The 19014-nt window shown below is 34.4% G+C and carries 21 protein-coding genes; 15 read left to right on the forward strand and 6 right to left on the reverse strand.

Going from position 1 to position 19014, the window contains the following annotated elements; translation table 11 throughout:
* Positions 1-64: 64 nt before the first annotated feature.
* Positions 65-2224, forward strand: coding sequence for an RNA degradosome polyphosphate kinase (locus AST02_RS07615; protein ID WP_069817047.1), 2160 nt, complete (start codon positions 65-67; stop codon positions 2222-2224).
* A 100-nt stretch (positions 2225-2324) separates the two neighbouring features.
* Here the strand turns inward: AST02_RS07615 and AST02_RS07620 are convergent, their stop codons facing one another.
* A complete protein-coding gene (locus AST02_RS07620) occupies positions 2325-3188 on the reverse strand; it encodes a hypothetical protein (RefSeq protein WP_069817049.1) in 864 nt (287 codons plus the stop codon).
* Between the two features lie 153 nt (positions 3189-3341).
* Here AST02_RS07620 and AST02_RS07625 point away from each other — a divergent pair, with 153 nt between their 5' ends.
* From AST02_RS07625 to hisIE, 10 genes are all read left to right on the forward strand, one after another.
* Complete coding sequence (locus AST02_RS07625; RefSeq protein ID WP_069817051.1) at positions 3342-4643, forward strand: D-serine ammonia-lyase; 1302 nt, start codon at positions 3342-3344, stop codon at positions 4641-4643.
* A 252-nt stretch (positions 4644-4895) separates the two neighbouring features.
* Positions 4896-5711: an ATP phosphoribosyltransferase regulatory subunit gene (locus AST02_RS07630; RefSeq protein ID WP_069817053.1), complete on the forward strand. Its 816-nt coding sequence runs from the start codon at positions 4896-4898 to the stop codon at positions 5709-5711.
* 19 nt (positions 5712-5730) lie between these two features.
* On the forward strand, positions 5731-6348 hold the full coding sequence (gene hisG, locus AST02_RS07635; protein ID WP_069817054.1) for an ATP phosphoribosyltransferase: 618 nt from the start codon (positions 5731-5733) through the stop codon (positions 6346-6348).
* Positions 6338-7600 (forward strand): histidinol dehydrogenase, encoded by a 1263-nt coding sequence (gene hisD, locus AST02_RS07640; protein ID WP_370736897.1) that lies wholly within the window; start codon positions 6338-6340, stop codon positions 7598-7600. The genes hisG and hisD overlap by 11 nt, the downstream gene beginning before the upstream one ends.
* Positions 7593-8597: a pyridoxal phosphate-dependent aminotransferase gene (locus AST02_RS07645; protein WP_069817058.1), complete on the forward strand. Its 1005-nt coding sequence runs from the start codon at positions 7593-7595 to the stop codon at positions 8595-8597. The genes hisD and AST02_RS07645 overlap by 8 nt, the downstream gene beginning before the upstream one ends.
* The gene (gene hisB, locus AST02_RS07650; protein WP_069817060.1) at positions 8575-9153 is read left to right on the forward strand and encodes an imidazoleglycerol-phosphate dehydratase HisB; all 579 of its coding nucleotides are present in this window, start codon (positions 8575-8577) and stop codon (positions 9151-9153) included. Before AST02_RS07645 ends, hisB begins: the two co-directional genes overlap by 23 nt.
* Entirely contained in the window at positions 9150-9725 is a 576-nt protein-coding gene (gene hisH / locus AST02_RS07655) for an imidazole glycerol phosphate synthase subunit HisH (protein ID WP_069817062.1), read from the forward strand. The genes hisB and hisH overlap by 4 nt, the downstream gene beginning before the upstream one ends.
* A complete protein-coding gene (hisA, locus tag AST02_RS07660) occupies positions 9722-10426 on the forward strand; it encodes a 1-(5-phosphoribosyl)-5-((5-phosphoribosylamino)methylideneamino)imidazole-4-carboxamide isomerase (protein ID WP_069817064.1) in 705 nt (234 codons plus the stop codon). Before hisH ends, hisA begins: the two co-directional genes overlap by 4 nt.
* Positions 10423-11181 (forward strand): imidazole glycerol phosphate synthase subunit HisF, encoded by a 759-nt coding sequence (gene hisF / locus AST02_RS07665; RefSeq protein WP_069817066.1) that lies wholly within the window; start codon positions 10423-10425, stop codon positions 11179-11181. Before hisA ends, hisF begins: the two co-directional genes overlap by 4 nt.
* Positions 11178-11807 carry a bifunctional phosphoribosyl-AMP cyclohydrolase/phosphoribosyl-ATP diphosphatase HisIE gene (gene hisIE, locus AST02_RS07670; protein WP_069817068.1) on the forward strand — a complete coding sequence of 210 codons (630 nt, stop codon included), beginning with the start codon at positions 11178-11180 and terminating at the stop codon, positions 11805-11807. Before hisF ends, hisIE begins: the two co-directional genes overlap by 4 nt.
* Before the next feature lie 151 nt (positions 11808-11958).
* Here the strand turns inward: hisIE and AST02_RS07675 are convergent, their stop codons facing one another.
* Complete coding sequence (locus tag AST02_RS07675) at positions 11959-12876, reverse strand: ABC transporter substrate-binding protein (protein ID WP_081325306.1); 918 nt, start codon at positions 12874-12876, stop codon at positions 11959-11961.
* Between the two features lie 177 nt (positions 12877-13053).
* Here AST02_RS07675 and AST02_RS07680 point away from each other — a divergent pair, with 177 nt between their 5' ends.
* Positions 13054-13422: a VOC family protein gene (locus tag AST02_RS07680; protein ID WP_069817072.1), complete on the forward strand. Its 369-nt coding sequence runs from the start codon at positions 13054-13056 to the stop codon at positions 13420-13422.
* A gap of 83 nt (positions 13423-13505) precedes the next feature.
* Here the strand turns inward: AST02_RS07680 and AST02_RS14365 are convergent, their stop codons facing one another.
* The 3 genes from AST02_RS14365 to AST02_RS07690 form a co-directional block, all read right to left on the reverse strand.
* Positions 13506-13691 carry a hypothetical protein gene (locus tag AST02_RS14365; RefSeq protein WP_176721522.1) on the reverse strand — a complete coding sequence of 62 codons (186 nt, stop codon included), beginning with the start codon at positions 13689-13691 and terminating at the stop codon, positions 13506-13508.
* A 47-nt stretch (positions 13692-13738) separates the two neighbouring features.
* Positions 13739-14239 (reverse strand): GNAT family N-acetyltransferase, encoded by a 501-nt coding sequence (locus tag AST02_RS07685; protein WP_069817074.1) that lies wholly within the window; start codon positions 14237-14239, stop codon positions 13739-13741.
* A gap of 86 nt (positions 14240-14325) precedes the next feature.
* Positions 14326-15030: an SDR family oxidoreductase gene (locus tag AST02_RS07690; protein WP_069817076.1), complete on the reverse strand. Its 705-nt coding sequence runs from the start codon at positions 15028-15030 to the stop codon at positions 14326-14328.
* Positions 15031-15217: 187 nt separating this feature from the next.
* On the opposite strand from AST02_RS07690, the gene AST02_RS07695 reads away from it, so the two are divergent.
* Positions 15218-15487, forward strand: a complete 270-nt coding sequence (locus tag AST02_RS07695; RefSeq protein ID WP_069817078.1) for a DUF1413 domain-containing protein — start codon at positions 15218-15220, stop codon at positions 15485-15487.
* Between the two features lie 240 nt (positions 15488-15727).
* On the opposite strand, the gene AST02_RS07700 is transcribed toward AST02_RS07695, so the two are convergent.
* On the reverse strand, positions 15728-15913 hold the full coding sequence (locus AST02_RS07700) for a hypothetical protein (RefSeq protein WP_069817088.1): 186 nt from the start codon (positions 15911-15913) through the stop codon (positions 15728-15730).
* Between the two features lie 516 nt (positions 15914-16429).
* On the opposite strand from AST02_RS07700, the gene AST02_RS07705 reads away from it, so the two are divergent.
* Positions 16430-17275, forward strand: a complete 846-nt coding sequence (locus AST02_RS07705; RefSeq protein ID WP_069817099.1) for an HAD hydrolase-like protein — start codon at positions 16430-16432, stop codon at positions 17273-17275.
* 4 nt (positions 17276-17279) lie between these two features.
* Positions 17280-19004, forward strand: coding sequence for a glycoside hydrolase family 3 protein (locus AST02_RS07710; RefSeq protein ID WP_069817101.1), 1725 nt, complete (start codon positions 17280-17282; stop codon positions 19002-19004).
* The last annotated feature ends 10 nt before the right edge of the window (positions 19005-19014 follow it).

Here is a 19014-nt window from a genome sequence, read left to right on the forward strand (position 1 = left end):
TTATATGATAAGTTATACGTAGCAAAATCCAATATTCAGACTACAACGAGGTGTAATTAGAGTTATGCATAGAAATTTGGGAGCAAAAGATTTGAACCTACCACAATACTTTAATAATAGAGAACTCAGTTGGTTAGATTTTAACTATCGCGTATTACAAGAAGCAAGTGATAAAAACAATCCATTGCTTGAACAACTTAATTTTGTTTCGATATTTAGTTCGAATTTAGATGAATTCTTTATGGTACGTGTAGCTGGGTTACAAGACCAAGTCAAAATGGGTTATGACAAACCAGAAAACAAAGCCCAATTAACACCAAAACAACAACTTAATCAAATCAATATCAAAAATAAACAAAATGTTGACTTACAATATAAGCGTTATAACGAATTGGTAGAAGATTTACGCCAACATAAAGTTGAAATTGTTCAACCAGATGAATTACCTGAATCGTTATTATCTCAATTACAATCAGAATTCAAAACGGGCATTTTACCAACGTTAACGCCATTAGGAATAGATGCCTATCATCCCTTCCCAAAACTAAATAATAAAAGCCTGAATATCTTTGTTGATATAGATACTGAAGATGCCATTAACTCTGCAATTGTTCAAATACCTTCCTTAATACCAAGGTTTTATTCATTAAATAAAGGCGATACGCAATTCATTATTATGGTTGAAGACATCATTACGCATTTTATCAATGATTTATTTAGTGGATATGAAGTATTAAATACTTTTACCTTTAGAATCACTCGAAATGCTGATTTAACTATACATGAAGACGGTGCGGAAGACCTCCTCATTGAAATTGAAAGGTTTTTAAAGGAGCGTAAACGTGGCACTGCTGTACGTTTAGAAGTAGATGGCCGATTCGCTACACATGAAGACATTGTGTGGATTATGAACCAAGTAGAAGTACATGATGATGAGGTTTATTTCGTAGACGGGCCGTTAGATTTAACGATGCTATCTAATTTAGTTGATCACTTATCTAATAAATTGAAACACTTAAAATACAAAAAGTACGTGCCACAGACACCACAGTCTTTAGGTAATCATAATGTATTTGATTTATCGTTAAAAAAAGATATATTCTTCCATCATCCTTTCGAATCGTTTGAACCTATTGTCGACTTTATACGTGAAGCCGCTGAAGATCCAGACACAATTGCTATTAAACAAACGCTTTATCGTGTAAGTAAAGATTCTCCTATTATTAATAGCTTGAAAACGGCAGCTGAAAATGGGAAACAAGTTACCGTACTTGTTGAGTTAAAAGCACGTTTTGATGAAGAAAATAATGTGCATTGGGCAAGAATGTTAGAAGATGCTGGCTGTCACGTTATATATGGGATGACCCATTTAAAAACGCATAGTAAAATTGCGCTTGTAGTCAAACGTATCAATAATAAACTCACTTCCTTTATTCATCTAGGAACTGGAAACTATAATGATAAAACGGCTAAATTATATACAGATATGGGATTAATTACTACCAACGATGCAATTGCTGAAGATGCTCTAAACTTTTTCAATTATCTTAGTGGGTATTCAGTCAAACCTGTTTACAATAAACTCATCGTTGCGCCATTTGATATTAGAGATGTCTTCTTAGCACGCATAGACAATGAAATTCAAACACATCACGAACATGGTAACGGCAATATTATAATGAAGATGAACTCTTTAACAGATAAAGATATTATTCTTAAATTATTTGAAGCCTCTTGCGCCGGCGTAAAAGTTCAACTTATTATTCGTGGTATTTGCTGTCTCAAACCAGGTATTCCGGGTATTAGTGAAAATATAGAAGTCGTGAGTATCGTGGGTCGCTTTTTAGAACATTCACGCATTTACTATTTCCACAATAATGGAGATGAAAAAATCTATTTATCTTCAGCAGATGCCATGACACGTAACATGATTAAACGTGTAGAAATCTTATTTCCTGTTGAAGACAAAGTCATTGCCAAACGTTTATTAGATTATATGAACCTTCAGTTATCTGATAATCAAAAAGGACGTTTTCAAGATGCACATGGACGTTATCATTACATCCAAAATAACTTGTCACCATTGAACTCTCAAGCTTATTTAATGAAGGAAGCGGTGAATTATGGTCAACAACTTCAAGATGAAGTATCACAACCTCATGTTGTATCAGCCAATTCACCTCAAGGTTGGTTCTCTAAAATACGTCGCACCTTCAAAAAATAATCCACTACATTAAATATAGCGCTGAATGCTCCGTTTAAAAGTGAGCACCCAGCGCTATTTATTATGTTTTTTGCCATACAATAGCGCTTGCCATTATATATTAATAGTACTTCCACACATAATTATAAAGTTTAGACATCACCCACTTGTGAATCGGAGCTTGTGATAATAAATATACCAGCCAAGGCAATGCGGGTTCATAATGGTTCAAACCAATCACACATCTATAACTCGATGCTGACGTTCTAAATTCGAGCATCCCATTTTTTTCTCCTTTTGTACTTACTAGTAAACCGCCTGTTACTTTTAAAATGAAATTGGTTGGTGAGCTATATGCTTTTTCCATTTTTATTAATGGATATGGAAGAAACTTCAAGCTAATTTCAAAGCGTTGCTCTGTTTGCTTAATTCTAATCCATCCTAAACTACATTCTTTTAAATATTGTTCATACATACCAACAAGTTGTATTGCATTGATTTCTTTTGTAAGTAACATATGTTGAAATGAATAGACTTTTTTATATTTATTTTGCATAGGTCTCGAGCATTTACCTATTTTGTTTATAACTTTAGATGCTGACATATCGATTACTTTGACGTTTTGCGAATCAAATAAATTTTTAAAATGATTATTATACTTTTTTTCCACGTTTAATATGTGAATCTTCTTGTCACTATATGAAGGTAAGGTCTGTAATATATTTTCAATAGCCCACACATGCATACTATGCGAATGCCCTTGTAAATATGCATTGGGAAGCGCTGCTTTATTCGTTATATATATAATATGATGCATTTGTTTTAAAGTACGTTGCAATTCATAAGTTTGGAATACATTTGTTGCCATAAAACCACTATTCAAATGCGCAATATTGTTATTTGTATAAACTTCATGATGCTTTTGTAATTTCTTAATTAATTGACTACCTAAATAACAATTCGCACCAAATATAAACACTTTCATTGTTATCGCTCCTATTTACGCTCTAGTTGATAATTGATTTGATATTTTTTAAAAACGACGCATCAAATGATATCATTCGTATCATTCGCATTTTAACACACTATTTTTGCTATAATTAATAAATGAAAGATTTCGTATTATAGGAGGATTTTTATGCTAGAATTAGAAAAATTAAAACAAAATTTCCCTTTAATTAATGATATGCAACAATATAAACCTATCTTTTGGGAAAACCCCAAATTTCGTCAAGTTGAAACACTGCCATTTTCAATAGAAGATATGGAGGACGCAGCATTACGTCTCGAACGATTTAGTAATTATATACGCAAAGTATTTCCTGAAACAGAGAAAGATCATGGGTTAATTGAATCACCATTAAAGCCCATACCTTTTATGCACAATCACCTTTCTCAAACGGAACAATATGGAGCTAACGGGAAGTTATGGCTTAAATGCGATAGCCATCTTGCTATCTCAGGTTCTATCAAAGCTCGAGGTGGTATTTATGAAGTCCTTAAGCTGGCTGAAACGATAGCAATGGAACATGGTGGTCTCAAATGGACAGATGATTATCGTATTCTAGATGAACCACATTATAAAGAATTGTTCAGTAAATATAATGTTTCTGTTGGCTCAACTGGCAACTTAGGTTTAAGTATAGGTATCATGAGTGCCAAACTTGGTTTCAGTGTTACTGTACACATGTCTAGTGATGCCCGTCAATGGAAAAAAGACTTACTACGTGCGCGTGGTGTAGAAGTCGTGGAACATCAATCTGATTACCAATTTGCTGTTGCTGAGGGTAGAAAAAGCGCAGAACATGATGCATCTTGTCACTTTGTTGATGATGAAGGTTCTGCTGATTTATTTTTAGGTTATACTGTAGCTGTATTACGCCTAAGAACACAATTAGAGCGTCAAAATATTCAAGTAGATGCTGACCACCCTCTTTTTGTCTATTTACCGTGTGGCGTTGGTGGCGGACCTGGTGGTGTTGCTTTTGGATTGAAAAAAGTCTTTGGTGAACACGTTTATTGTATTTTTGCCGAACCAACCCATGCACCTTGTATGTTACTTGGCATGATGACGCAATTGCACGATGAAATTTCAGTGACTGATATTGGATTAGACGGACGTACCGATGCCGATGGACTTGCAGTGTCACGCCCTTCCCGCTTAGTCGGTCAAATCATGAATACACTTTTATATGGCGCATTTACAGTTGAGGATAAGCAAATGTATCGCTACTTATATATGTTAAGTGAAAAAGAAGATATCTTTATCGAACCATCTGCTGCTTCAGGTTTTGCTGGCATTGCTGAAGCTACAAAACACGCTAAAAACAAAGGGATTCATATAGAAAATGCCAACCACATCGTGTGGGCTACAGGTGGAAACATGGTACCAAAAGAAGAAATGATGAAATACGTCATCTATGGTCAGAGTTTAATTTAAAATAGCTGATCACTATTTAGTTAGATAATTGGAAGCGGGAATATGAAATCAAAGTTCGATTTCATATTCCCGCTCCTTTTTAATCATTTTCTCCCATTTTTTAATAAGAAACTTTTAGTTATCTCATTTAAATCAAATATCTATTTTCAGAATATTTATTGAATTTAAAAAATAACTATGTTAAAGTATTCTTTATCAATCCACTTTAGTTCGGTAGAGTGACAAAGCAAAAAGACAAAGGATGGTCATATTATGAATACAACAACACTTATTAATAACAAAGAATTTGAATTAGCGTTTTTAAAACATTTTGAACAAGCTGGATTCAAACTTGTAGATTTCAGTTTTATCGAATCACTGTCGTGGCGAACACTGACTACAGACGATTTACAGCAAATGACTGAGCGCAGTTTCTGGCAACATGACCATCATATCTTTGCATTACGCAATGATTTTACCGATCAATTATTACGTTATTACAGTAATTATCCACCACAATATCAAAGTGTCGCGTACACCGGCCCTATTGTTCGTGATAATGAAGTCTATACTCAGTTAGGTATCGAACATTACAATCCAACCATTACAGATATGCAAAATGACTTCATCACTTTTTATGACTATATCAAAACAACTTTAAATGATGATATTGATTTTGTGATTTTAGGTCATTATCAACTGATAGATTTACTTCTATCTCCTAAAGAACAAACCAAAGAGGTATTGAAACTCATACAGGAACGCAATATTTCAGAACTTACATCTCAATTAGGTATAGCGCACCCGGTAGTTCAATTACTTACTACTAAGACAACAGAACAACTTGATTTATTAAGTCAGTTATTCCCACATGATCATCGTACAATACAAGCATTACTTCGATGGGAACAGTGGTTTAAATCTCAACACATCACTGATATTCACTTAGATATCACCCCACAACCACCGCGTTCTTATTACAAAGGTGCTTTTATGAGATGTCATCTTAAAAATAATAAAGCACAACAACTTACAGGTGGTTTTTACAAAGGTGAGTTAGAAGGCTTTGGACTTGGGTTTATACTTTAATTAAAAAGGAGAGAACATCATGCTTACTGTAGCTTTAGCAAAAGGAAGATTACTAAAAAGTTTCATTGCTTATTTGAATGAAGTAGATGAACAAGAACTTGTACGCGCGTTGGAACAGAGAGAGCGTCAGTTACTCATCTCTGTAGGAGAAATCCAATTTGTTTTAGTTAAAGGAAGCGATGTACCTATTTATGTGGAACAGGGCGTTGCAGATGTAGGCATCGTAGGTAGTGACATCCTAGAAGAAGGTAATTACACAATCAATAATTTACTTGATTTGCCTTTTGGTGCTTGCCACTTTGCATTAGCAGCGAAACCAGATACAACAACTTTTACGAAAGTAGCTACATCTTATACTAAAACGGCCAGAAAATATTTTGAAGCCCAAGGGTTAGACGTAGAATTAGTAAAACTATCTGGTTCTATCGAGTTAGCTTGTTTAGTCGATATGGTTGATGGCATTGTAGATATCGTTCAAACAGGTACAACTTTAAAATCAAATGGATTAGTTGAAAAAGATACAATAAAAAACATTAATGCTAAATTAATTACAAATAAGCAATCTTATTTTAAAAAATCAACCGAGATAGATGATTTTATACAAACATTGGAGGTGTCTCTCATTGATTATAAATAAAGCTACATTTTTAGAGAACTATTTAAATCAATCCGCATTAAATGAAGCATTATATCCTCTAGTTAAGGATATTTGTGACAATGTAAAACTTCAAGGTGATCAAGCTTTAAAAGCTTATAACCAACAACTTGATCATGTGGAGACATCAGAACTTGAAATTCCTTATGAAACTTTAGAAGCAGCTTATAGTCGCATTGACGATACATTACGTGACGCACTTCAACAAAGTCACTCACGTATCAAAGCTTATCAAACATCTATTAAATCCACGGAACAACAAGGTTCTAATGAATGTTATGAAATGTATCATCCATTAGAACGTGTCGGTGTATACGTACCCGGTGGTAAAGCAAGCTATCCTTCTACTGTGTTAATGACTGTTACATTAGCTAAAGTAGCTGGTGTTAAAAATATTTTTGTTGTCACACCTCCACAAACTCAAGGATTACCTGATATTGTTTTAGCAGCTTGCTATATTGCAGGTGTCGATAGGGTATTCCAGGTCGGTGGCGCACAAAGCATCGCAGCGCTTGCTTATGGTACAGAAACAATACCTAAAGTAGATAAAATTGTAGGTCCAGGCAATCAGTATGTTGCCTACGCCAAAAAATATCTCTTTGGTCAAGTAGGTATCGATCAAATTGCTGGTCCAAGCGAAATCGCCCTAATTATAGATGAGACGGCTGATTTAGATGCTATAACTTACGATGTATTTGCTCAAGCAGAACATGATGAACTTGCGAGAACGTTTGTGATTAGTGAAAATAAAGACTTATTACAACAACTCGAACAACGCATTCAACAAACTTTAAGCCAAATTGAACGTCAACCTATCGTTCAAGCAAGCCTAACAAACAATCATTTTTTAATTTCAGTAGATAATTTTAATGAAGCATGTGATTTAATGAATCAAATCGCGCCAGAACACGCATCAATTCAAACAGCTTCACCACGTGATTACCTAAATCACGTGCGTTATGTAGGTGCACTATTCTTAGGACATTATTCTCCAGAAGTTATAGGTGATTATGTAGCGGGTCCAAGTCATGTATTACCGACCAATCAAACTGCGAGATTTACCAATGGTTTATCCGTCAATGACTTTTTAACACGTCATTCTGTGATTGATCTATCTGAATCTACTTTTGAGACAATTGAAGGCTCTGCACGTAAGCTTGCTCATATTGAACAACTTTATAACCATGAACAATCTATAGAAATTAGATCACCAAAGGAGCCACATGATGATTAGAATTAACAAAAATGAAAGTCCACTTCGTCCATTATCCGATTCACAACTGGCAACAATTATTCAAGAAGCACCATTTAATTTCTATCCAGATGACGAATATGAGCGCTTTAAAACAGCTTATGCAAATTATTATAAACTTTCAGCTAAACAAATTATTGCAGGTAATGGTTCTGATGAATTAATTCAAAAGTTAATGCTGATTATGCCAGAAGGTCCAGTACTCACATTGAATCCAGATTTTTTCATGTATCAAGCCTATGCCTATCAAGTCGATCGTCCAATCGAATTTGTGAATGCTGAGCCAGATTTATCATTCGATTTAGAGCATATTTTACAACGTATAGATGAAGTTCAGCCCGCGTTCTTTATCATGAGCAATCCACACAATCCGTCAGGCAAGCAATATAGTCAGACGTTCTTAAAAGCAATTGGGGATAAGATGGAAACATTAGGTGGGTATTTCATCATAGATGAGGCTTATTTAGATTTTGGTAATACTTATCAAATAGAGATGCAGCCGCACATTTTACAAATGCGTACACTCTCAAAAGCCTTTGGCATCGCTGGATTAAGATTAGGCATGCTGATTAGTACGCCCGAAACAATTCAAGAAATTAAAAGGATTGAACACCCTTATCCATTAAATACAATTACATTGCATATTGCTATATATATGTTTGAACATACAGAAATGCTTAACAATTTTATAAATCATCAAAGACAACTTGCTATGAAATTACGCAATATGTTTGATGATTTAGTATCAGATATCATGGTCGTATTTCCTTCCTCGACTAACTTTGTTTTAACAAAGGGAACTGCAGCCAAAAGTTTAGGCGCATTTATTAAAGCGCACGGTTTCCTACCTAGAGTCTATGACGAAAAGGAAATGGCTGATTATGTACGTTATTCTATAGCTACAGATGAACAATTAGATGAATTAATCGCAATCATTAAAAATTGGAGGTCTCAATATGATTTATCAAAAAACACGTAACACCGCCGAAACACAACTAAGTATTTCTCTCGCAGACGATCAGCGTTCAAGTAAGATTGATACTGGTGTGGGGTTTCTAGATCATATGCTCACCCTCTTTACTTTCCACAGCAAATTGTCAATTATAATAGAAGCAAACGGTGATACGGAAGTCGATGATCACCATGTAACTGAAGACATTGGTATTGTGCTTGGTCAATTATTATTAGAATTAGTTAAAGAACGCAAAAGCTTTCAACGCTACGGCGTAAGCTATATTCCTATGGATGAAACACTTGCACGTTCAGTTGTAGATATCAGCGGTCGTCCATATTTATCATTTAATGCACAATTAAGTAAAGAAAAAGTCGGTACTTTTGATACGGAACTTGTAGATGAATTCTTTCGTGCATTAGTGATTAACGCACGATTAACAACACATATTGATTTATTACGTGGCGGTAATACGCACCACGAAATCGAAGGCATATTCAAATCATTCGCCCGTGCACTAAAAGAAGCTTTAGCAAGTAACGATTCAGAAGGCATCCCCTCTTCTAAGGGTGTGATTGAATGATTGCTATCATAGACTACGGTCTAGGAAATATTAAAAATGTACAACGTGCGGTGGAACATTTGGGCTATGAAACGATACTGACAGATGATCAAAATGAAATTGAAGCTGCAGATATGATCATATTACCTGGTGTTGGTCATTTTAAAGATGCCATGCAAGCGATTCAAACACGTGGTTTAGCAACAGTGTTACAGTCAATTACAGATAAACCGATTATAGGCATCTGTCTTGGCATGCAACTCTTATACGATTGGAGTGCAGAAGGAAATGTCGAAGGTTTAAAACTTTTCCCAGGAAATATTGTTCCGATTCAAACACCCTATCCTGTGCCACATTTAGGCTGGAATAATTTAATTAGCAACCACCCTCAATTGGCACAAGATGTATACTTCGTACATTCATATCAAGCTGAAATGTCTGAACATGTTGTAGCTTTCGCTGAATACGGTGATCCCATTCCAGCAATTGTTCAATATAAACACTATATCGGCATTCAATTTCATCCAGAAAAAAGTGGTGCCGATGGATTAGCAATACTCAACCAAGCATTGAAAGGCGGTTTCTTATTATGATTAAACTCTGGCCAGCAATTGATTTAATCAATGCTACAAGTGTGCGACTAACTGAAGGTAAATATAATTCAGAAGAAAAAATGCCACGTAGCGCTGAAGAAAGCATCAAATTTTATAACCAGTTTAAGTGTGTTGATCGTATTCACATTGTCGATTTAATCGGCGCAAAACAGCAATCATCTATTGAAAGAAATTATATAAAAGAGTTAAGACAACTTACTGACAAACCAATGGAAGTTGGTGGTGGTATTAGAAGCATCGACACAATAGAAGCATATTTCAATGACGGTATTGATTATTGTATTGTTGGTACGAAAGGGATTCAAGATTTAACATGGTTAGAACAAGTGGCAAATCAGTATCCAAATCGTATATACATTTCTGTTGATGCTTATCGTCGTGATGTAAAAATCAATGGTTGGGAACAAGACGCTCAACTAGACCTATTTGATTTAGTTAATAAAATCGAACACTTTCCACTTGGTGGTATTATTTATACAGACATTTCTAAAGATGGCCGACTTGAAGGTCCTAACTTTGAAATAACAGGACAATTAGTCGAAGCATCTGACAAACAAATTATCGCTTCAGGTGGTATACGAAACCAACAAGACTTAACACAGTTAGAATCACTAGGCGTCTATGCTGCAATCGTCGGTAAAGCAGCGCACAATGCTGATTTTTGGGAGGGATTATCATGATTAAAAAGAGAATTATCCCCTGTTTAGATGTAAAAGATGGTCGCGTAGTTAAAGGGATTCAATTTAAAGGATTACGAGATATTGGCAATCCAGTAGACTATGCACTTTATTACAATGACCAAGGTGCAGATGAGCTTGTCTTTTTAGATATTTCTCGAACAGAAGCAGGTCATGATCTTGTACTTGATGTCATTGAGGAAACTGCCGAAAAATTATTTATTCCACTTACGGTTGGCGGCGGGATCGCTACTTTAGATGATATTTCACAATTACTTAATCATGGTGCAGACAAAGTTTCACTGAATTCAAGCGCACTTAACAATCCAGAGTTCATTAAACAAGCGAGTGAAAAATTTGGAAGTCAGTGCATTTGTATCGCTATTGATAGCAATTATGATGACGAACTGAACGACTATTATTGTTATACTCACGGTGGTAAACAACGTACTGATAAACGCGTATATGATTGGGTCCAAGAAGTAGAAGCATTAGGTGCAGGTGAACTACTCATCACAAGCATGACACACGATGGTATGAAACAAGGCTTTGATGTGAAACATTTACATGACATTGAACAACTTGTAAATATTCCTGTCATTGCTTCAGGTGGTGGCGGAAAACCAGATCACTTTGTTGATTTATTTAAACAAACAGATGTCTCTGCAGGTCTCGCGGCAAGTATATTACACGATAAAGAAACTACTGTAGATGAAATAAAACAAACGATGGCACAAGGAGGTATTCCCATTAGATGACACAACAACCTGATTTTAGTAAAGGACTCTTACCAGCAATTTTGCAAGATGTTGATACAAAACAAGTGCTCATGCTTGGCTATATGAACGAAGCAGCATATAACAAAACTTTAGCAGATGGCATTGTTTGTTTCTATTCTCGCTCTAAAGAACGTTTGTGGACCAAAGGCGAATCTTCTGGACACACGCAAGTAGTTAAAAATATTCATTTAGACTGCGATCAAGATACACTACTCATCGATGTTGTGCCAAATGGTCCAACTTGCCATACTGGGAGCCAAAGTTGCTTTAATACCGACGTTCCTTTTAATATCCAACAATTAGAACAAACTGTAACTTCAAGTGCACAATCCAATAAAGAGAACTCATATACACAATATTTGTTAAATGAAGGTCTTGAAAAAATTACCAAAAAATTTGGCGAGGAATCGTTTGAAGTTGTTATTGGCGCGATGAAGTCTGATCGTCATGAAGTGACAAATGAAACTGCAGATTTAATGTACCATCTATTCGTATTATTACATGCTTTAAATATTAAATTTGAAGACGTCGAAGCTGTGTTAGCACAACGTCATCAGACCTCAAATAACTTCAAAGGCGAACGTAATGATATAGACAATTGGTAAAAACAACACTTACTTTACTTCGACGTGAATCCTATTTAATTTTGATAACGTAGCAAGTTGATTGCTACCATTCGATTTTAAATCATAAAAAAGAGAGCGGTACAGAAATCAAAATTTGATTTCATATTTCCGCTCTCTTTCACTTTATATTTTATTTGTTTTTCAAAAGTTCTTTTTTGAAAAATTCTGCTTGTTTTTCTACTGAGATCAAATCAGCATAAATGGCTTCATCCATTGAATAATAAATCACATTGTCATTTTGTACAGCTTCGTTATTATGCCATATGTTCGACTTAACAAATTCATTGTTCAGTTTCCCACCATCTTTTGTTGGTAAAAGTAAATAATCGCCTGAATAGTCATTGAATTTTTCTTTAGGTACTTTCATGAATTTTTCTTTTGGCATCGCTTCTTTAGCTTCAGGATCTTCTTTTAGTTTAAACCCTTCGTAAATTGCTTCACTGCCTCGTCCAAACCTAGGTCCAAATTGATAAATATCTTTTGCTTGAATATCCATAATTGAAAAAGTTTTATCTTCCCCAATGGCTTTTTTAATTTCTTCACCATCTTTTGCTAACTTTTCAGATAGTTCATTGGCTTGTTTCTTAGCTTTGCTTTCTTTGTTTACTAACTTACCAATTTCAATATGAGTATCTTTATAGTCCATATTTTGTACTTTTATAGGTACTGTTGGCGCTATTTTAGATAATTTTTTATTATTTTTATTTTCTTTATATGTAATAATCAAATCTGGTTTCAATTTAGCAGCAGCTTCTACATTTTCTGGATCAATTTTCTTAACTTTCCCCATGTCTAAATATTTAGAGTCTGGATATACATTCGTAATGCCAACAGGTTTAACACCTAATTTTTTTAAGTTCCCGTAATTTGCTGTTAAAACTAGGACTCTCTTCGGATCTTTAGGTATTTTAACTTTACTACCATCCTCTGTAGTATAAGATTTCGTCCCCTTATCATCTTTTGCATCTGATTTATTAGATTCATTGCCACTACCACATGCCGCTAAAAACATTATAAAACATAACATTAAACATAGTATTTTTTTCAAATTAATAACCTCTCCCATTATATACTACCTTTATTATAATTGAAATTGATTATCAATTGCAATTTAATTATACTTTTACAAGAAATAAATATATACTATATTTAATGAGCTAAATAAAATTACTGTTCTTTTAATTATCTTTTGATATTCTAAAATTATATTAGGGAGATGACTGAAATGGAAAATTACTTTTTAGGAATTGATCATGTACAAGTTGCTGCCCCAGCCAATCGTGAATCAGAAGCTCGCACATTTTATTCCGACACACTTGGATTCAAAGAAATTACAAAACCTGCTAACTTAGCTTTAAAGGGTGGCGTGTGGTTTCAAGTCGGTCATCAACAATTACATGTTGGTGTTGAAAATGACTTCTCACCGGCTAAAAAAGCACACCCTGCTTTTCTCGTTCATAACGCTACTGACGTAAGAAAATTACTTGAATCTAAAGCAATTGAAATTATATATGGGGACGAACTTGAAGGTGCCGATCGTTTTTATATTTATGATCCATTCGGCAATCGAATTGAGATTATTGAATGGTTATAATTAGGTTGTTTATTAGATTCCTTAAAAATACGCCTTGCACATAATCATTCATGTACGAGGCGTTTATTAGGTAATTTATGCAATTATAATTGTTCATCTATCAATGTTAAAGCAATTTCTAATGCTTGAATTCTATTTTTTAATAATGTCGTTCGACTATTTGGATTTCCTTTTTGTTCTAATTGCGTTAGCGATTTTTGACATTTTGTTAAAAGCGAGCGTATTTGTTCCCTACTTTGTTGTAATTCTGTTTTTGTATACTGTTCCATCATTTTCTCCCACTGCTGCCTTACTAATCACAAAGTTTAAAATCAGCTTAAAGTTCTAAACACATTAAGTCTTCATCATAGTAAACAGTTCCATCGTATAGTGCTTTCGGCTCAGTTCCATAACGCTTAAATCCTAACTTTTCATATAAATTAATTGCACGTTTATTTTCACTAAGCACGCATAAATTGATTGTTTTTACTGTATTTTGTTCAACCACATAATCAATGATTTGTTGAATTAGTTGCTCAGCTATACCTTGACGTCTATATTGTGGATGACAATATACTGAAACTAAATTACCTTTATGCTTTATTTTTTCTAAAGTCTCGCTATAAAACGTCGCAATACAAACCAGTGTTGCTTCATCAAAAGCCCCTACAGTAAAATGAGTAGCTGTATTTTCTAACCTCACTTTGAATTTCTCAATCGGAAATTCAATCTCACTAGCATAAGTAGAAGCAAAGCCATTAGGGTCTGTCTGGAGTGAATTGAGTCTTAGTAATCGATACTGTGATACATCAGCTTCACTTAAATATCTAAAGTTCATTTAATCACGCCTTTCAGTCTATCGCTACAAGTATCATCATAGACCCCTAGCTCTACTTGAAGTTAGGGATCTGCACTTATATTATTCTATACTGGTCGTACAGTTACTTCGTTTACATTGACATGGCTCGGTTGTTGTAATGCATATATAGCTGCTTCTGCAATATCTTCAGGGTCTAATTTCTTACGTTCTCCCCAGTCCGTTTCTCCACTTAAAGGCGTATCAACCATTCCTGGTGAAATACTTGTCGCCCTAACGCCTGTCTTAGCCAATTCTTTTTCTAAGCCTTGTGTTATCGCATGTACAGCTGCTTTTGACGCACTATATAATGTACTTTTTTTCGTTACTTCAAATCCAGAGATAGAAGCTATATTTATAATATGACCACTTGATTGACCTAAAAACGTTGGTAACACTGCATTTATGCCATAAAGTGTTCCTTTAACATTCACATCAATCATTGCATCCCACGCTTCTACATCACCATCTGTGATTGCTGAAGACAGCATTTGACCAGCACTATTTATTAATATATCTATACGGCCAAATTTGTCTTTTGCAGTTTGGACTAAACGCTCAACATCTTTTTTGTCTGTAATATCCACTACTAATGTCTCAACGTCTGCATTGCCTGCTGTTTGAATACGTTGGGCAGTATCGTTTAAACGTGATTCATTACGTCCTGACAATACCACTTTCACTCCATGACTTGAAAGTACTTGCGCAATGCTTGCACCAATTCCACTACTTGCACCTGTAACAATTGCAACTTTATTTTTCAATTCAACCATTTATAACTTCCTCTCTTTTTAATATATGTAATTACTTCTTTATATTTCCACATTGTATCATGCAGTTGTAAGGATAAATAAATAATTGAATTTTGGTTATCTTGTCAGATTACTTATTTCGTTATAAAGTAAGTGTGTATAATAAATATAAGTAGCAACATGTTCGATGCTTAAAGGAGGATGGCTCATGAATTTTGAAGAACGCTTAGCTAAGTTACGTGAAACAATCGGTAAAACAAGCTTTGATTTTCGATTTGAATCATTATTTGATAAAGAAGAATGGATTAATATGAAGATACCACAGCGTAAACAATTAGAACGTGAATTTCATAAATTTATAGAACAAAACGACCATTTACGCATACCTTACACTACCGAGGATCATATTCGTATGCGCTTGTATAATTTAGTTTATGATTACAATGAAATTAAACATAATTTTAAAGCCTATATTTGATTCCATCATACTAAGATAACGTTTTTGTTTGCACTTTATATACAATACAAAAGCCTACACTACTGGATGAACAGTAAGTGTAGGCTTTTTAAGCTTTTAACGGACGAACGGTAAATCATGAAAGTTGATAATGGGGAGAAAATCATGCTAGAAGTTGAGTGATAACTTTCATTATTGCACAGTCATAACGAGAGATATACTCAGCTCCAAAATCACTCGATGCACACAGTGTATAAATCATTAACTAGCTACTTTTTTTGCAAGTCCATAGTTGTATAATTTCTCTGCATCAATGTAAGCGATATAATCAATACTTCTGTATCCATCTTTAATATCATTGATAATGCCTTGGTTTACACCGGTATGCGTGTAAATATCATAACTGCTTTCATTTGAAAAAATTACTTCCTCAATTACTTTTCTCATTATAATCACTCCGTATTTTTGCTTTCGCTAAGCTTTATCTATCTTCTACACTTTCATCATAATAGATAGTGACTTAATTTTAAAGTATTTTGTGATTTTTTTCACATAATCATCACTTTTAATCTTTTTGTATTTATTAAAATCGTTTATTAATTGACTTCTCAAATTAATTGAAGCGCTTCTTCCATTTTCATATCGTTGAAAGTATCCTTATATCATTATTTTTATAGACATACATAAGTTATAAGTTCCTTATTACGATCTTTCACAAACAGCTTTTTTATTAAAAAAATAACCTTTTTATTAAAATTTCACTTCAAACTGAATAATTTGTGAATCTTATCACATTATTTCGTGAAATAATGTGGTATTTTTGCTTTGAGCGTGATAATTTTAATAGTGTAATGTAAGCGCTTTATAAATATTCCCTACGCTTAGACTAACAATGCTTTAACTATTTATTCGTAATGTTTAGATAGTTATAAATAAAAAATATTTTTGAAAGGAGCATTTAATATGATCGAAACTTTATCACAATATCAACCTAAGTTTAAGAAATTAATTTGTGTTGATTCAGATGGTTGTGCCATCGATTCAATGACAATTAAACACGAACGTGCTTTTGGCCCTGCGCTTGTAGATGAATGGCAACTTGATGATATCAAAGAAGACGTGTTAGAGCGTTGGAATGCTTTTAATTTATACGAAATTACAAGAGGTATCAATCGTTTTAAAGGCCTTGAAAAAATGTTGAGCGAACTTGTAGCAAAAGGATTAAACATTGAAGGTTATGAAGATATAAAGCATTGGGTCCAAACAACAGCATCTTTTTCCAATCCGGCTCTAGAAAAAGCAATTCAAGCCTCTCCTGAAAAGTTAGGTTTACAAAAAGCACTGTCGTGGTCACACAGTGTAAATGATCACATCAAAAACTTACCTAGTATTGGTCCTTTCGACCATGTACAACGTACGTTGAAAAATGCCTCAACGTTTGCAGATATTGCAATCGTATCTTCCGCAAATTTATCCGCAGTTGCTTATGAATGGGAAACATATCACCTTACACCCTATTTAAGTGGCATGTTTGCTCAAGAAGCTGGTACTAAAGAATACTGTTTAGAACAATTGAAACAATTTTACAATACCGAAGATATCATCATGTTAGGTGATGCTAAAGGTGACATGGATGCTGCTCAATCGCATGATCTTTATTTCTATCCTATTTTAGCAGGACATGAAAATCAATCATGGTTAGATTTTGATAATAAATATTTAAAATTATTTAAAGAAGGTCGATTCAATCAAGACATTCAATCATCCTTAACTACAATATTTTATAATAATTTCGAAGGAGAGAACTAAGTTTATGGCAAAAGTAAATTTAAAAGCAACACCTTATAATTTAGATGACGAACAAATTTCATGGGTAGAACGTACACTAGGAAATTTATCAGACGAAGAAAAAATTGGACAACTCTTTTTTAATTTATTTTCTTTAGAAGGCGGGAAGAAGTTTCATGATGCTGACTTAACAAATAAAGAAGTCTTAGAACGTTTCCACATTGGTGGTGCACGTTATGAAGGCGGGAATAAAGAAGATGTACAAAATTTACTCAATGATTTACAAAAACACACAAAAGTTCCAGTCTTAGTAGCCGCAAACTGTGATTCAGGTGGTAACGGGGCTTGTAAAGATGGCACCTACATCGCAAGTGCTGCACAATGTGAAGCAGCACAAGACACAAAAGTCGCTTATAATGCTGGCCTCGTATCAGCACGTGAATCTTCAGCTTTAGGCGTACATATTAATTTCGATCCATGTGTAGATATTTTGCAAAATTGGCGAAATACAATAGTGAACACACGTGCATACGGGACAGATGCAGAAACAGTTATAAAATATTCTAGCGCTTTTATAGATGGTTTTAATTCTGAACGCGATATGATTACTTGTATCAAGCACTTCCCAGGAGATGGTACTGAGGAACGTGACCAACATCTCGTACTTGGTGTGAATGAATTATCAACACAAGAATGGGATGATAGTTTCGGCAAAGTTTATCAACATCATATCGATCGTGGCGTTCAAATGATTATGGCAGGTCATATTGCACAACCCGCTTATTCTAAAAAATTAAATCCATCGCTTGAAGATAAAGATATCTTACCTGCTACACTCGCACCCGAATTAATTACAGGCTTATTAAAAGAAGACTTAAACTTCAATGGATTAGTTGTTACGGATGCTAGCCATATGTTAGGTATGACCGCTGCAATGCGTCGTGAAGACTATGTGCCACAAGCTATTGCTGCCGGCTGTGATATGTTCTTATTCTTCAATGATTTAGAAGAAGATTATCAATTTATGTTAAATGGTTATAACAAAGGTATTATCACTGAGGAGCGTTTAAATGATGCAGTACGTCGCATTTTAGGACTTAAAGCTCAAATGAATTTGCATAAACAACAAGCAGAGGGTACGCTGATCCGCTCACAAGAAGATTTAGCTATTATTGGTTGTGATGAACATTTAGCAATGCGTGCTGAAGCTGCTGACTTAGGTATCACTTTAGTTAAAAACACTTTAGATCAATTACCGATTCGACCTGAAACGCATAAGAATATTCAGTTATATATTATCGAAGGTGAAAAAGATGGTATCTATAAATCTTCGAACAATGTAGAAGAAGATATTATTCAAGAATTAGAATCACGCGGTTTCCATGTGACATTGAACGATGGCTCTACACGAGTTAAAGGCAAAACGCTAGACTATCGTGAAAAAGTGGATGCAGCACTTGTCTTCGCAAACATTATTGGTTACGCTGCTGAAAATAATTACCGTATTAAATGGGGTACTGCCATGAGTAATGAAATTCCTTGGTATGTACATGAAGTCCCAACAGTATTTGTCTCTTTAAACTTCACAACGCATCTACACGATGCAACAATGGTCAAAGCTTATATTAACGCATATCATTCGAACCCAGAAACAATCAAACAAACAGTAGACAAAATCATGGGTGAAAGTGAATTCAAAGGTACGCATAACGACTTAGTTTGGACAGATAAATGGCAAGCAAAATTATAATAATAAGTAA

The organism is Staphylococcus equorum (assembly GCF_001747895.1).
Lineage (GTDB): Bacteria > Bacillota > Bacilli > Staphylococcales > Staphylococcaceae > Staphylococcus > Staphylococcus equorum_A.